This is a genomic window from Paenibacillus sp. TY11 (assembly GCF_059772165.1).
Genome location: NZ_JCBAIQ010000014.1, coordinates 1 through 12,707 on the forward strand (window position 1 = coordinate 1; position 12,707 = coordinate 12,707).

Consider the following 12,707-nt stretch of genomic DNA (forward strand, 5'->3'; position numbering starts at 1 on the left):
GAAGCAAATGATCTTGCGGTACCAGTTCTTCCAGGGAAACGAATTCAAAGGATTGTTGTTTGTCTCGATGAGATCGCAGCATACGAACACCGTCCGTTCTATACAATAGTTACCTATATTATACAACATTAACGCGGTGTCGTCTTAAACAAAATCAACATAAAAAAGCTGTCGAGACTTTCTCGACAGCCTGAGCAGACGCTAATGCGTCTGCTTTATTTTATAGCCTCATTATCTATGCCACCCGTTATGCTGTCGATTTGGAGCGAAGTGGCAGCATTCGTTCTTCATAACGCTGGTAAAACCAAATGCAAGCCGCCATCCAGCAGCCACTCATAAAATAGCCACCTACAACGTCGCTCGGATAATGCACGCCCAAATAAATGCGGCTCGTCCCGATAGCTGCAATCAGCAGGCTACTGAGCACAATAAGAAGGATACGACCTCGCCTGAAAGGAACGTGCTTCCACACTAAAAATGTTAGCGCCGCGTACATGCTGAAAGCTGTCATGGAATGTCCGCTCGGAAAGCTGTATCCATTCTCTTCAATAATACGGTTAATTTCCGGTCTCGCACGCTGAAATAGCAATTTTAGTATCGTATTCAGCATCACCGATCCCAGCACAGCAACCGCCAAAAAAAGTAGTTCTCTGCGGTGTCCCAATACTTTATACAGCACGAACATGGCAATTAAAATGATGATCACAACTGGAATCCCGCTGCCGATCACGGTGAAAAATTTCATTAGACGTGTCATGGCGGACGATTCCAGCTGTCCAATAGCAGTAATGATATTCTGGTCAAAATGTCGTATTTGATGGTCGCTGACCCATAATGCGATTAAGCCAAAACCGAGTGCACATACTATACATGTGAGCAGAGCCAAGGAAATGGGCAGCTTTGTTGGTGTTTGCTTCATTTTTTATAGCTCCTCCGTGATATTCATCCCATTTTAAAACAAAGTGCAGCATTAGCATCGTATATGTCTTTACTTTACCCACTTTCTCTTATCATTTCATCAAAGAATTAGCTTTTAGAGTATAGCGAGCTTAGCTTTTTGGCAAAAGAACGAGGAGTCATCCTGTGATATTAAACCAATTCTCCATTACAGATCACATGAAATACGCCATATGGTGTCGGGGACAATTCCATCAGCTGTGAACGATCGCGTATATAAATGATTTCAGGTTGTATGCCCACAGCCTCAACTGCTTCAATTACATTTTGCGCGGCTATTTCCAGATATGGGCATTGATGAGTTCGCAAAATGGTTAAGCCTTCACCAAAACGCTCCAACCGTTGCGCCCAATTATTAGGAAAATAAGGATCTGAATGCTCCTGATTAAGCTTGTAGACATACAACTGAAAAGAATAAGGTGCGTTTTCCACATGCTGAAACCCGTTTTTTAGAAAAATGTCGGGACCCGGGATGTGGTTGAAGTTTTCATATAGCCTCTCCCAACTTTAAAAATCATTTTATAATATAAGGATTTCATATTGACTACAAAATCGCAAGCGCAATGTAGCGAAAAAAGCAGCAACAAAAAAAGGACGCCATTCAAGCCTTATAAACGGCTCGAATGACATCCTTTGACTACACGTGACATACTGCAAACGCAATTCCTAAGTTAAACAAACATCATCTTCTATTTAGGTTGGTGTGACTTCTCCAAGTTTAACCTTATTCTCTGCTTCCTCTATTGGATAGCGTCTGCGGAACCACAGCGACTGAAGCAGCAAAAAGGTGCCACTTACTGTCCAATACAATGGCATGGCGGCAGGGGCATTGAAAGAAAAGACCGCCATCATAATCGGTGAAAGATAGCCCATGATAGCAAATTGCTTGCGCTGATCAGGCGTCATCTGAAGCTGAGAAAGCTTGGCCTGTGCCAAGTATACAACTGCGACGACGATTGCCAAAATCCAGTCCGGCTGTCCAAGCCGGAACCATAGGAAGGAGTGAGACGCTAGTTCCGGGGTTAGCCGGATTGCAGTGTACATACCGCTCAATATCGGTAGCTGAATAAGAATAGGCAGACAACCGATATTGAGCGGGTTGAATTGATGCTCTTTGTAAAGCGACATCATTTCCTGCTGCATACTCTGCTGGCTGGTGGCATCTTTCTTGTTTTCATACTTCTTCTTAATTCGGTCCAAGTCGGGCTGCATGGCGCTCATCTTGCGCTTCATCCCCTGCTGAGCACGCGTTTGACGCATCATAAGAGGCAGTAAGGCCAGACGGACAATGAATGTCAAAGTCATGATCGCCAGTCCAAAGCTTCCACCAAACCATTGCGCTAATTGCTGAATGAGCCAAGAAAGCGGAAACACCACGTAATGATTAAAAAATCCAGGTGTTTGTGCATTAATCTCCGCAGCATTCGCACCACAACCAGACAGCAGCATGACCACCGCCAACGCTACCATTAATCCAAATATCCGTTCTTTTTTACCCCAAAAAGTGAATCCCTTGAATCGTTTCATATGTTCCTCCTCGTTGATTGGCTGTGCCATCGTTCAACGAGGGAGAACAATCGGATGCATCTTCATCCGGCGCTTCTTTACGCCGGATATGTCGGGCCAGCCGGACAGGCATGTCCTGTCCACGGGCAGACATCGGCATCAGCGGAGAAGCATGAGACCGCACAGGCCCGCCTTCTACCCAGCATTCGGGTACACTACCGTGCAAATGAGCGAGATACGTATAAGTCACTGTGCATAGCAAGCCGATCGTAAATAAATAGGGGAGCAGGTCCTGAAGCTCAAACAAGGGATTCACCTCCTTCGGTTTGTTGCTATGATTATAGCACGAAACCGGGCGAACGACTAATCTTCAATTAGAGATACAGATAGGTTCACAAGCAACTGAATTTAAGTATCTGTGCTCAAAAAAAAACTAAAATGTAAAAACAACATGAAACTTTTGGTTTTTTTTACAGTCTAATCAAAGTGGAAACCGTCTACATGCCGTCAAGCTCCCTGCTTCTCTAAAATAATTTTAAAAAATTCAAGAAAGTACGCTCTCCGGAACAACAAAAGCTTAACGGATAGCAAGCATACGATTCAGTGCCAGTACAGCATCCTGTCTGACCTGAGCATCCACACGAATCACACCCACAGGCTCTCCTCGATCAATCTGCTCCATTGCCCACAGCAAATGCGGAAGATCGATCCGATTCATGGTCAGGCAGGGACACATATCGGGATTGAGCGATTCAATCTGCTGTTCAGGGTACTGCTGTTTGATTCGTTGCACAAGATTCATCTCTGTGCCAACGGCCCATTGGGTCCCCGGCTCTGCCGCATGGATCGTGTCGATAATAAATTTTGTGGAGCCCGCGCAATCTGCGAGCTGTACGACTTCATAAGAGCATTCGGGGTGAACGATGACCCGGATGCTCTTATCTCGTTCACGGACGTTGTGAATATGATCTACCGTAAATTTTTCATGAACTGAACAGTGCCCTTTCCATAAAATAATTTTCACGGTTGCCGGATCCTGTTCAATCTCCAGCTGATCGGTCATGGGATTCCACACAGCCATTTCATCCAGCGGAATTCCAAGATCGTAAGCTGTATTGCGGCCCAAGTGCTGATCCGGCAAAAACAAAATACGTTCCTTTTGCTTTAGCGCCCAGTCCAGCACTTGCTTGGCATTCGAAGAAGTCACGGTAGCCCCGCCATGCCGTCCTACAAAAGCTTTGATCTCTGCTGTGGAATTTACATACGTTAACGGAATGATCGTATCTCCTACCAACTCCTGTAAATGCTTCCACGCTCGTTCTGTCTGCTCCATATTCGCCATATCTGCCATCGAGCAGCCTGCGCGCATATCCGGCAGTACGACGATTTGTCGATCGGTAGTCAGCATATCCGCTGTCTCCGCCATAAAATGTACCCCGCAAAATACAATAAACTCCGCTTCCTGATTCTGTGCAGCCATTTGAGCGAGCTGTAGAGAATCTCCTGTTATATCAGCAAACTGAATAACCTCGTCCTTCTGATAGTGATGACCCGGAATGAGCAGCTTGGGGCCCCACTTTTGTTTCAGTTCAGCTACGCGTTGCTCCATGTCAGCAACTGTCAGTGCCTTATATTGCTCTGGCATAAGTCCTCGATTTCCTTGTAAAACGTCAAGCATAGACATTAGAATCCCTCCATATCGCTGCGGCTAACTGTCCCTGCTCTACGAACAGATAACCGCTGTTTATATATATGTTTACAAGTGTCTTGACACTTATATTTACACATGCCTACAATAATCTCAAGGGTTTTTGGATGGAATTATTTTTAAGCAGGGAGGATTTGCTGTGATTTATCTGGACTATGCCGCTTCCACACCCATGTGTGATGAAGCTTTGAATATGTATAGTGTATTAAACAAGGAAATGTTCGGAAATGCCAGCAGCCTCCATGATGCGGGTGGTCAAGCAGCCTACGCGCTGGATTACAGCAGGCAACGGATGGCGAATATGATTGGCGGGCAAAAGGAAGGCATCTATTTTACAACAGGGGGAACGGAATCCAATATGTTAGTCGTGCAGTCGATCCTGAACGGGTTGCCTCAGCACAAAAAGCATTGGATTATGAGTGCCTTGGAACATCACTCTATGTACAATCTTGCCAGTTTGCTGGAACGGCAGGGCTATGAGCTGACCATTGTGCAACCGGACCGGGAAGGACGAATTACTCGCCAAGCTCTTTTACCTCATCTCAGAGAAAGTACCGGGCTTGTATCGGTACAACACGCTAATTCGGAAACGGGACTGATTCAGGATCTTGCTGCCTTGTCTCCCCTGCTACGCGAACGCGGTATTTTGCTGCACAGTGATGCGGTACAAACATTTGGGAATATTCATGTAGATGTAGAAGCCATGGGAGTAGATGCACTCTCTGTATCGAGCCATAAAGTATATGGCCCCAAAGGTGTCGGTGCTGTATATCTCAAACCCGGAACCCCGTGGCGTCCTGTGTATCCTGATACACTGCATGAAAACGGATTTCGTCCCGGAACGGTTAATGTTCCCGGAATTGCTGCCTTTGTCGCGGCTGCAGAAATGATGACCGAACAGATGGAGCTGCATCAGGATCGGTATGCTACGTTGAGACAATACTTTATTACGAAAGTTCAAGAAAGATCTATTCCGTTACATTGGGTCGTACAGGAAAGCGATAAAGAAGCTGTGCTTCATCATATTGTGGGATGTTTTTTTCACGGTTACGAGGGACAATATGTTATGCTGGAATGTAATCGCAGCGGTGTCTGTATATCTACCGGAAGCGCATGCGCCACCGGGCACCACGAGCCTTCGCCTGCTTTACAGGCGCTTGGAGCATCCGGCCGTGAAGCATTACAATTTATCCGTATTTCTTTCGGAAGGACGACAACCATCGAGGAATTGAATGTACTGGTAGATATTTTAACAGACCTGACGCATCGACAAGAAAGGAGCTTATCCCGTTGACTGAATCTTTAAAACGGTCGGGTACGGATCGCCGCGAACAGCTGCTGTTATGGCTCAAGAGCGAATCACCGCTGACCGGGAGCGAACTGGCACGCAGATCCTCCGTCTCCAGACAAGTAATTGTACAGGATATTTCCCTGTTAAAAGCAAGCCAAGAGCCTATCCTTGCAACGAGTCAAGGATATATTTATATGGAGCCTGCGGGTCAGGCTGCTCCCTTAGCCTCACGTATTATTGTGTGCAAACACCGACCTGAACAGACAGAAGAGGAATTAAAGCTGATTGTGGACTACGGTGTAAGTGTGCAGGATGTTATTGTTGAGCATCCGGTATACGGGGATCTGACTGCTCCGATTCGGGTCGGAACCCGCAAGGAAGTGGACGATTTTATCCGCAAAATCAGCTCCACCCAAGCGACTTATCTGTCCCAGCTGACCGGAGGTATTCACCTTCATACCTTGCAAGCCCCGGATGAAGCTAAAATTAATGAAGCCTGTGCTGCATTGGAGCAAGCTGGCTTCCTAATGACGGACTAGCTTGCAGTGTTATAGCAGAAAGAAACTATGTAACCCCTGTCTCGCATGGGAGCGCTCCTTGCGCTCCGTGGGGCGGCTATATGATTAAAATGTGCCCATTAAAAAGTAAAAATCCCGGCCCCCTCATAAAGGGAATCGGGAACGGGTTATGTGAGCTTAATTTCAAGCAGCTCATATTTGATTACAGCCATGGGTGCATCTACATGAATGATACTGCCCACTTCTTTCCCCAAAAGTGCCTTGCCTAAAGGACTCTCATAGGAAATTTTGTTATCCAGAACATCCGCCTCAGCAGGACTTACAATTTTGTATTCCATCTTCTCCGAAAATTCGATGTCATTCAGAATGACAGTCGATCCGATACTAACGGTTCTAAGGTCCAAATTACTCTCATCCACAACCCGAGCTTTAGTCAGCATCTTCTCCAATATGAGAATGCGGGTTTCCATAAACGCTTGGTCGTCCTTGGCTGAGTGATACTCACTATTTTCTTTCAAATCGCCGTAGCTGATAGCCAACTTAAGCCGTTCGGCGAGTTCCTTGCGTTTTACAGTCTTCAGTTCCTTAAGCTCATCCTCCAGCTTGGCCAATCCCTCTTTAGTCAACAAAACTTCTTCATTCGACATATTTTATCTACAACTCCTATTTAGCTTGCTTTATTGTAGTTTAACCTATATTGGATCAACATGCGAAAAGAAATTACAGGGTGACAGGAGTCGGGTTCACTCTGACAGGGTTATTCATGCAGTAACCAATGCTTTCTTTTCGCATATGATAAGATCATAACGCATTTTGATGAGCACGTGCAGTGCCGCTGTCCTTGCCCCGAACTTTCATAAAGGCCAGGCAAGAACAGTATATGGCGGGAGGAAGATTCAATGACTTCCTTAGGAAAGAATGGGAATGGAAATCGTAAATCCAAATCACCCCCCAACGGTCAAAAGAAAAATGGATTAAACAGCAATTCAGCTATCTTCTCTGCTCTTCAAGGGAAAAATGTGGAGGTCCTAGTGGCAGCCCTCCTATTAACAGGAAAACTCAACGTCGATTCCGTGACTTTATACAGACAAGCAACATTGTTTTTGGGCCTAACGGGAAAATACAAAACATTAGCATCCACTCCATCCAACGTCGATAATATGGTTAAATTTTTAAATGATAACGGAAATATGACACTGGATCAGGTGATACAGGCCTTTTCACAGAAAATAAATAACTAACAAGTGGCGAAAGGAGATACTTGTGGTGAGTGAGTTTGATGGAGAATATTTTGCAGAGGTTATCATTATTGTGATTCTGGTTGCCTTGTTCTTCTATGGCTCCTCAGATATAGAGGGACTTTCTGCTTCGCCAACCCAATCCTAAGTGGGCGGGTCCCCATTCCCGGGGGCTCTTTTTTGTACTATTACCGATATTCGGGTTGAGAAGCGACTGACAACATACGGAGTGACAGCCTGAATAAATAAAAAAGAACATCTATTGACTCTTATAAAGCCCATAGATGCTCTTGCGATTTGACGCTACTTCACTTCTACGCTTATCGTTTTACTAGAAACTTCTCCTGAAGCATTGACTAACTCGGCCCGATACTCATATGTACCCGGCTTTTGATTTTGAATGTTGGTGACTGCACTTTGCGCCTGCGGACTTTGGCTCGGCAGCTCTTGCGTGTCGATCAGCTCACCATTTTCATATAAATTATATTTTGTCGCATTTGTGCCCCACCACATATTCATGGAAATGGTATAGTTACCGTCACCGTCCCAGTTATCATGAGAAAGCACCGGAATGCCAGGGGAGGCATCGGTCACTTCGACAGTTAATGGGTCGCTGGTCGTTTTACCGGAAGCGTTGATCAACTCGGCAGTATACGTGTAGGTACCATTTGTCTTGCCCGTAACGGGAATGACTGCATGCTGTGCTCCAGGGGAAGCCGCTTGCAAAGATTGGGTTCCGATTAGTTTGTCGTTTTCATACAACTTGAGTCCATCACCATTCGTACCCCACCACAGATTCATGGTGATGTTATAATTGCCATCCTTCAACCCGGTGTCCTGCCCGTTATCATGTGACAGCACAGGTTTACCCGGCACTTCACCTGCAGCGGTCTTTTCGACTCTAACGGTTACAGGATTGGATACGACAGTTTTACCGCGCAAGGTGACGCTGGCTGTAATCTCGGCGCTCCCCTCTTTTAGGGCCCGAAGTTCTCCATACGCATCCAGCGAAACGGATTCATGACTGCTAGTATACTGAACAGAAGCGTGGCTTAAATCAGCTTCTCTGCCATCTGTCAGCGTACCCTTGAGATGTGTCGCTACTGTATCTCCAATGTTGAGAGTCGTTTGATCCAGCGAAAGCTCTACTTCTTGCAAGGCTGCGCCTGCCTGAGCTGAAAAATCATCCAGTCCACGCGGTTTTAACTGATAATTCCCTTTGAAAATCGCCGAGATCCCCTTCAACTTTACTTGCTGCCCTTCTTGATATGGAAAAGATGTTCTTGTTACGCCTGTACGTGCATCGACGCGCACATGGTGGCTTATCTCACCGGATACTGCATCAAATTCAAACGAACCTACTGGAGTCGCGTCTATCACATTACGAATGATTGCAGTAGGAAGCTCAACCAGCTGTCCTTGGTTCGCATCGCTGAGTTCGGTGACCTGCACAGCTTCCGGAAGTTGTCCTTCTCCCGTTTTTTCAATAACCACTGGATCGCTCAACTCCAGTTCACTGTTATATAGCGCCAAGCTCGCTGTAATCTTTACTCGATCGCCTTGGTGAAAGCCGCTTTGGTTTTGATATACATAAATACCTCCACTTTCATCCTGCATGTAAAAGGCTTGACCACCGAATGTTCCCGGCTCTGTCGTCACAATACCCTCCAAGGTAACGACTTTGCCAGCCGGAAGACTCCGTGCTTCTGCGACACTGATACGGGCTGGAACGGTGTTGCCCTCCTCAGGCAACGGCTGGGCGGGGACATCTGCTAGCACGACTGATTGGGTCAGCAGGTTGCTGCCGTTTTGCCTCAGCCTAAGATTAGCCGATCCACTGGTTCCCGGCTTGATCCGCACCGTTAGGTCCTTATATGCATGCCCCTTGCTGTCGGATTCCAGACTAAATGTTCCGCTATAGCCATAGGAGGTCGGCCAGCTTCCATCTGGATTTTGAATCTGGGCTACTTGATTGCCGCCCGCTACATAAATACCTGTGCTGAATCCGCTAATGGTGCTATTGGGAGCCAGTTGGTCGGCAGCAATTCGAATTTGAAAAGGCTGTGCATTCGGCAGCTGTTCCTGACGAACGATGCTGTACACAGGCTGCGCACTGGCCGTAGGTCCTCCATAGGCTCCGGCCTTGAATGTTTGCTGATCCCACCACTTGTAGCCGGCTGCGGGAGCGGACCATGGCTCAGCTTGCGGTTCCGTCGAAGCCTGTGGCTCTTCAAAAGGCAGTAATGCCGTCGGCTGGTCAAGCTGTAAGCTTTTCACATCCGTAAGGCTGGTATACTCCTCCTTCTTGGACAACCAGTCTACGATATTGACCAGTAACACGGCGTCGTCCTGCTCCTTAAAGCCGTCATATGTTGTCTTCTTGGTTCCTGTCTCTTCGCGCAAATATTTCGGCGTTGCATCTTCGACAGGAGACGAATCCCCAATGAAAGCAGCTTTACCTAGTCCTACTTTCGATACAGCTGCATAGGGTCCCTCCGGTATGCCACCTCCATTATAGACGCCCTGATCTACCGCATTCCCCCAAGCCTGACTGGTTTTAGGCAGGTATACGATGCCTTTGGCTTTGGCCGGGTCGATAATCGCCAGTGTTGATCCTGCGTGCATCGCCACATTACTCACTCCTGCTGTAATGCCAAACGCCTGCGCAGGCTCAACAATCTGATTGGCGGTGATATCACCTAATGCATTGTAGCGAAAACGCACACCAAACTGGCTGCCCAGCCAATCTGAACTGACTACGCCCTGCATCGCTGCCGAGCTTTTCTCTTCCGCACTCATTCCCTTCGTAGGGTCTTCCCATGCACCACGACGGTAGCCATTAATACTCTCCGATCCGTCCCAGCGATTCTTGTTGCGGTCCGCATTATAATGATCTCCAATGAAAAAAATGCTATTGCCTGCTTTTACATACTGCTCCATTGCAGCCTGCTCGCTTTGTTTAAAAGGAATATTCGGCTCTGCCGTCACAAATACATCATAATTCTTTAGATCATTGTAAGTAATCGGCGTAGATTGGCGAAGCTCATGTACATCATAGCCATTGCTCGCGAGAGCTTGGCCGAAGTCTGAAAACCCGCCGTCAATCACCCAATCTGCTGCGCCAGCTGTCTGTCCATGTGTATTATCGAATAACACTTTTTTACCAGCATTCTCATTGACCACTTTGGCTGCAATGAAAGGCGCTGGGTCCGCCGGACCTTCTGCCCGTGCCGGTTGTATGCTGCCCACAACACCAGCGTACAACGACAAAGTGAAGACCGTCGCAGTTGCGTATTTGAAGCTACGGGATGTAAAACGACGAAAGATTCCCATTCTATTCCTCCTGTTTGTTGGTGTAAGGCTCCCGCTGTGGGGGACCAAATACAAATTTTAGCATTCATTTATATTCGGACATGCGATATTTTGTAAATTAGCATTTTGCATAATTCGATTTTCAACGCTTAAAAGTACAAAATATAGACGAATTAGACCGTTTCGATCTATATTTCCCGATTTAAAATCGCTCTTGGGATTTATGCAAATGCTAAAATCTTTAGGAATAATGAACAGGAAGGAAATTCCAATAAAAAAGATAGGCCGTATGCAGCAATGTGAGTACCGCAAATAGGATTTTCCCGGCAGCCCGGGTTCTTTTTTCCCCTGTAATCAGCTTTGCGCCATTCACGATCAATACCCACACGGCAACGAGTGCTGAAATGAGCGGCAGCGTGCAAATTCCCCAGATATACCAGGCGGAATAGCCATACACCATCTGATTGTTACCATAGACGACCTGCACCCCGAGAAAAATCGTATTTAGTAACGCGATGTATGCAAGGTTGGACGAAATGTGATTATTAGTTTTGCGGATAGCTCTGAGCACATATCTTATGATCCAAATCAGCAGGGTTGTGATGAAAAATAAGGAGGCGGCAGCGTAGCTGATAAGCAGCGTCCAGGTACGGTGCCAAAATGTCGTCTGTTTCATGGTCTCACTATCCGGAGCAATCATCATCCATGTACCGTTTTCCTGATACAGCAACATTTTAAGCCGCCCCCCCTTTTCCACAAACAGTCCATCGCCTGCTGCTTGAAAAACTTTGTCTGATGCTTCATTCTGATTCGGGTATTTTCCTTTAACAATTAACGTATGATCATCTTGAATTCGAACGGTGTATTTAATGCTTCCCAGCATCCGAATCCACTTTCCCCACCCATGAATAGGATTAGAATCCAGCTGAATATACACCCTCGATTTCTGGCAAAAGCTTCACTTGCGTGGCTGAACGAGCCGGTGACTGAGAGGCGGCCTGCGGCTCTGCGGGCAGCATTTGGGCTATCGCATTGATGACTTTTCCATGAAGCAGGGTGTCCGTGTCAGCTGAATTGCTGGTTACAAAAATACCGATCTTTTAGGACGGAATCAGTACCATTTCGCAAATAAAATCATCAATTTTCCCGGTAGCCCACAGCATGGGTACTCCCGTCTCCAGTTGACCGCGGAAAAATCCGTAGCCCAAACCATCCAGACGGGCGTCAGCTGCAAATTGCTGTGCATGCATCGTTTTTACCGTTTGTGGCTGGAGCACCGCTTTGCCCTTATACTCGCCTTGGTTTAAATGAGTGATCAGATAATGGGAAAATTCGTTGGGTGTGACGTTCAACGCTCCTGCTCCCGGCAGATTGATATACGATAAGGGTTGTTTCACATAAGCTCCATGCTTCCACTGATACGATCGGGCCAGTGCCGGATGATTTAACGACAACTCCAGTGTCGCGCTGGGCATATTCATCGGCTGGAGCAGATGTGTGCGAAGGTAATCATTCAGTCCCTGACCACTTACTTGCTCCACGATATTACCGATCAGACCATAGGCGACATTACTGTATTCATACTGAATTCCAGGTTTGCGGATAGGAGGCTGATTTTGAAAATACGTGATGAGATACTGCTCTGTAGGTAAAACGCCTGCCCGAGTCGAGCTGTTAATGTCGTATATCGCTTCATCTAATCCCGAAGTATGTGTCAAAAGCTGATGCAGATTAAAAGGCTGATTTTGGTATTGCGAAGCTTTATAGCTGTGGAGATAGCTGTTCACGTCTTTATTCAAATCAAGCTTATTTTGCTCGACAAGTTGCATTGTGGCGCTTGCACTAAATGATTTGGTTAGAGAGCCGACACGAACAATGGTCTTCGCCGGGTCGAATGCCATTTTCCGCTCCAAGTCTGCATATCCATAGCCTTTACTAAAAAAAATGTGGTCTTCCTGGGTCACGACGACGGCAGCTCCCGGAATATGCAATTTTTCCAATTCTGTACTCATGATATCGTCCACTGCTTTTTCCACTGAATTAGGTGTTATACTGTCTGCCGCCCATGCCGAAGCAATGAGCAGGTTCCAGAAAAACAACGCTGCTAAGAATGCGGATAGGTAGCAAATGCTTCTATTCTTCATGTTGAAGTACCCTCCTTACGTATGAAGTTGATT

Annotated in this window: 12 protein-coding genes; 3 read left to right on the forward strand and 9 right to left on the reverse strand. The window is 46.5% G+C overall.

Going from position 1 to position 12,707, the window contains the following annotated elements:
• Positions 1-247: 247 nt before the first annotated feature.
• The 5 genes from AC6EJC_RS16800 to nadA all read right to left on the reverse strand — a co-directional run bounded on the left by AC6EJC_RS16800 (position 248) and on the right by nadA (position 4,147).
• Positions 248-919 (reverse strand): phosphatase PAP2 family protein, encoded by a 672-nt coding sequence (locus AC6EJC_RS16800; protein WP_444954947.1) that lies wholly within the window; start codon positions 917-919, stop codon positions 248-250.
• A 170-nt stretch (positions 920-1,089) separates the two neighbouring features.
• Positions 1,090-1,389, reverse strand: a complete 300-nt coding sequence (locus AC6EJC_RS16805; RefSeq protein ID WP_444954948.1) for a thioredoxin domain-containing protein — start codon at positions 1,387-1,389, stop codon at positions 1,090-1,092.
• Between the two features lie 261 nt (positions 1,390-1,650).
• The gene (yidC, locus tag AC6EJC_RS16810; RefSeq protein WP_444954949.1) at positions 1,651-2,484 is read right to left on the reverse strand and encodes a membrane protein insertase YidC; all 834 of its coding nucleotides are present in this window, start codon (positions 2,482-2,484) and stop codon (positions 1,651-1,653) included.
• Positions 2,450-2,770, reverse strand: a complete 321-nt coding sequence (locus AC6EJC_RS16815; protein WP_444954950.1) for a hypothetical protein — start codon at positions 2,768-2,770, stop codon at positions 2,450-2,452. The genes yidC and AC6EJC_RS16815 overlap by 35 nt, the downstream gene beginning before the upstream one ends.
• A 270-nt stretch (positions 2,771-3,040) precedes the next feature.
• The gene (nadA, locus tag AC6EJC_RS16820) at positions 3,041-4,147 is read right to left on the reverse strand and encodes a quinolinate synthase NadA (RefSeq protein ID WP_444954951.1); all 1,107 of its coding nucleotides are present in this window, start codon (positions 4,145-4,147) and stop codon (positions 3,041-3,043) included.
• A 163-nt stretch (positions 4,148-4,310) separates the two neighbouring features.
• On the opposite strand from nadA, the gene AC6EJC_RS16825 reads away from it, so the two are divergent.
• Both AC6EJC_RS16825 and AC6EJC_RS16830 read left to right on the forward strand, forming a co-directional pair.
• Positions 4,311-5,465, forward strand: coding sequence for an IscS subfamily cysteine desulfurase (locus tag AC6EJC_RS16825; protein ID WP_444954952.1), 1,155 nt, complete (start codon positions 4,311-4,313; stop codon positions 5,463-5,465).
• Complete coding sequence (locus AC6EJC_RS16830; protein ID WP_348625095.1) at positions 5,462-6,001, forward strand: transcription repressor NadR; 540 nt, start codon at positions 5,462-5,464, stop codon at positions 5,999-6,001. The genes AC6EJC_RS16825 and AC6EJC_RS16830 overlap by 4 nt, the downstream gene beginning before the upstream one ends.
• Before the next feature lie 146 nt (positions 6,002-6,147).
• On the opposite strand, the gene greA is transcribed toward AC6EJC_RS16830, so the two are convergent.
• On the reverse strand, positions 6,148-6,627 hold the full coding sequence (greA, locus tag AC6EJC_RS16835) for a transcription elongation factor GreA (RefSeq protein ID WP_013310174.1): 480 nt from the start codon (positions 6,625-6,627) through the stop codon (positions 6,148-6,150).
• A gap of 252 nt (positions 6,628-6,879) precedes the next feature.
• Between greA and AC6EJC_RS16840 the strand changes: the two genes are divergently transcribed.
• Positions 6,880-7,221, forward strand: a complete 342-nt coding sequence (locus AC6EJC_RS16840; protein ID WP_444954953.1) for a hypothetical protein — start codon at positions 6,880-6,882, stop codon at positions 7,219-7,221.
• A gap of 300 nt (positions 7,222-7,521) precedes the next feature.
• Here AC6EJC_RS16840 and AC6EJC_RS16845 read toward each other — a convergent pair whose 3' ends face one another.
• The 3 genes from AC6EJC_RS16845 to AC6EJC_RS16855 all read right to left on the reverse strand — a co-directional run bounded on the left by AC6EJC_RS16845 (position 7,522) and on the right by AC6EJC_RS16855 (position 12,674).
• Positions 7,522-10,551, reverse strand: coding sequence for an endonuclease (locus tag AC6EJC_RS16845; RefSeq protein WP_444954954.1), 3,030 nt, complete (start codon positions 10,549-10,551; stop codon positions 7,522-7,524).
• 220 nt (positions 10,552-10,771) lie between these two features.
• Complete coding sequence (locus AC6EJC_RS16850; protein ID WP_444954955.1) at positions 10,772-11,413, reverse strand: hypothetical protein; 642 nt, start codon at positions 11,411-11,413, stop codon at positions 10,772-10,774.
• A 217-nt stretch (positions 11,414-11,630) separates the two neighbouring features.
• The gene (locus AC6EJC_RS16855; RefSeq protein ID WP_444954956.1) at positions 11,631-12,674 is read right to left on the reverse strand and encodes a serine hydrolase domain-containing protein; all 1,044 of its coding nucleotides are present in this window, start codon (positions 12,672-12,674) and stop codon (positions 11,631-11,633) included.
• Positions 12,675-12,707: the final 33 nt, after the last annotated feature.

Coding starts and splice junctions, on each gene's coding strand:
- AC6EJC_RS16850 (WP_444954955.1), bottom strand. CDS start 11,413: ATGCTGGGAAGCATTAAATACACCGTTCGAATTCAAGATGATCATACG.
- yidC (WP_444954949.1), bottom strand. CDS start 2,484: ATGAAACGATTCAAGGGATTCACTTTTTGGGGTAAAAAAGAACGGATA.
- AC6EJC_RS16840 (WP_444954953.1), top strand. CDS start 6,880: ATGACTTCCTTAGGAAAGAATGGGAATGGAAATCGTAAATCCAAATCA.
- greA (WP_013310174.1), bottom strand. CDS start 6,627: ATGTCGAATGAAGAAGTTTTGTTGACTAAAGAGGGATTGGCCAAGCTG.
- AC6EJC_RS16800 (WP_444954947.1), bottom strand. CDS start 919: ATGAAGCAAACACCAACAAAGCTGCCCATTTCCTTGGCTCTGCTCACA.
- AC6EJC_RS16845 (WP_444954954.1), bottom strand. CDS start 10,551: ATGGGAATCTTTCGTCGTTTTACATCCCGTAGCTTCAAATACGCAACT.
- AC6EJC_RS16855 (WP_444954956.1), bottom strand. CDS start 12,674: ATGAAGAATAGAAGCATTTGCTACCTATCCGCATTCTTAGCAGCGTTG.
- nadA (WP_444954951.1), bottom strand. CDS start 4,147: ATGTCTATGCTTGACGTTTTACAAGGAAATCGAGGACTTATGCCAGAG.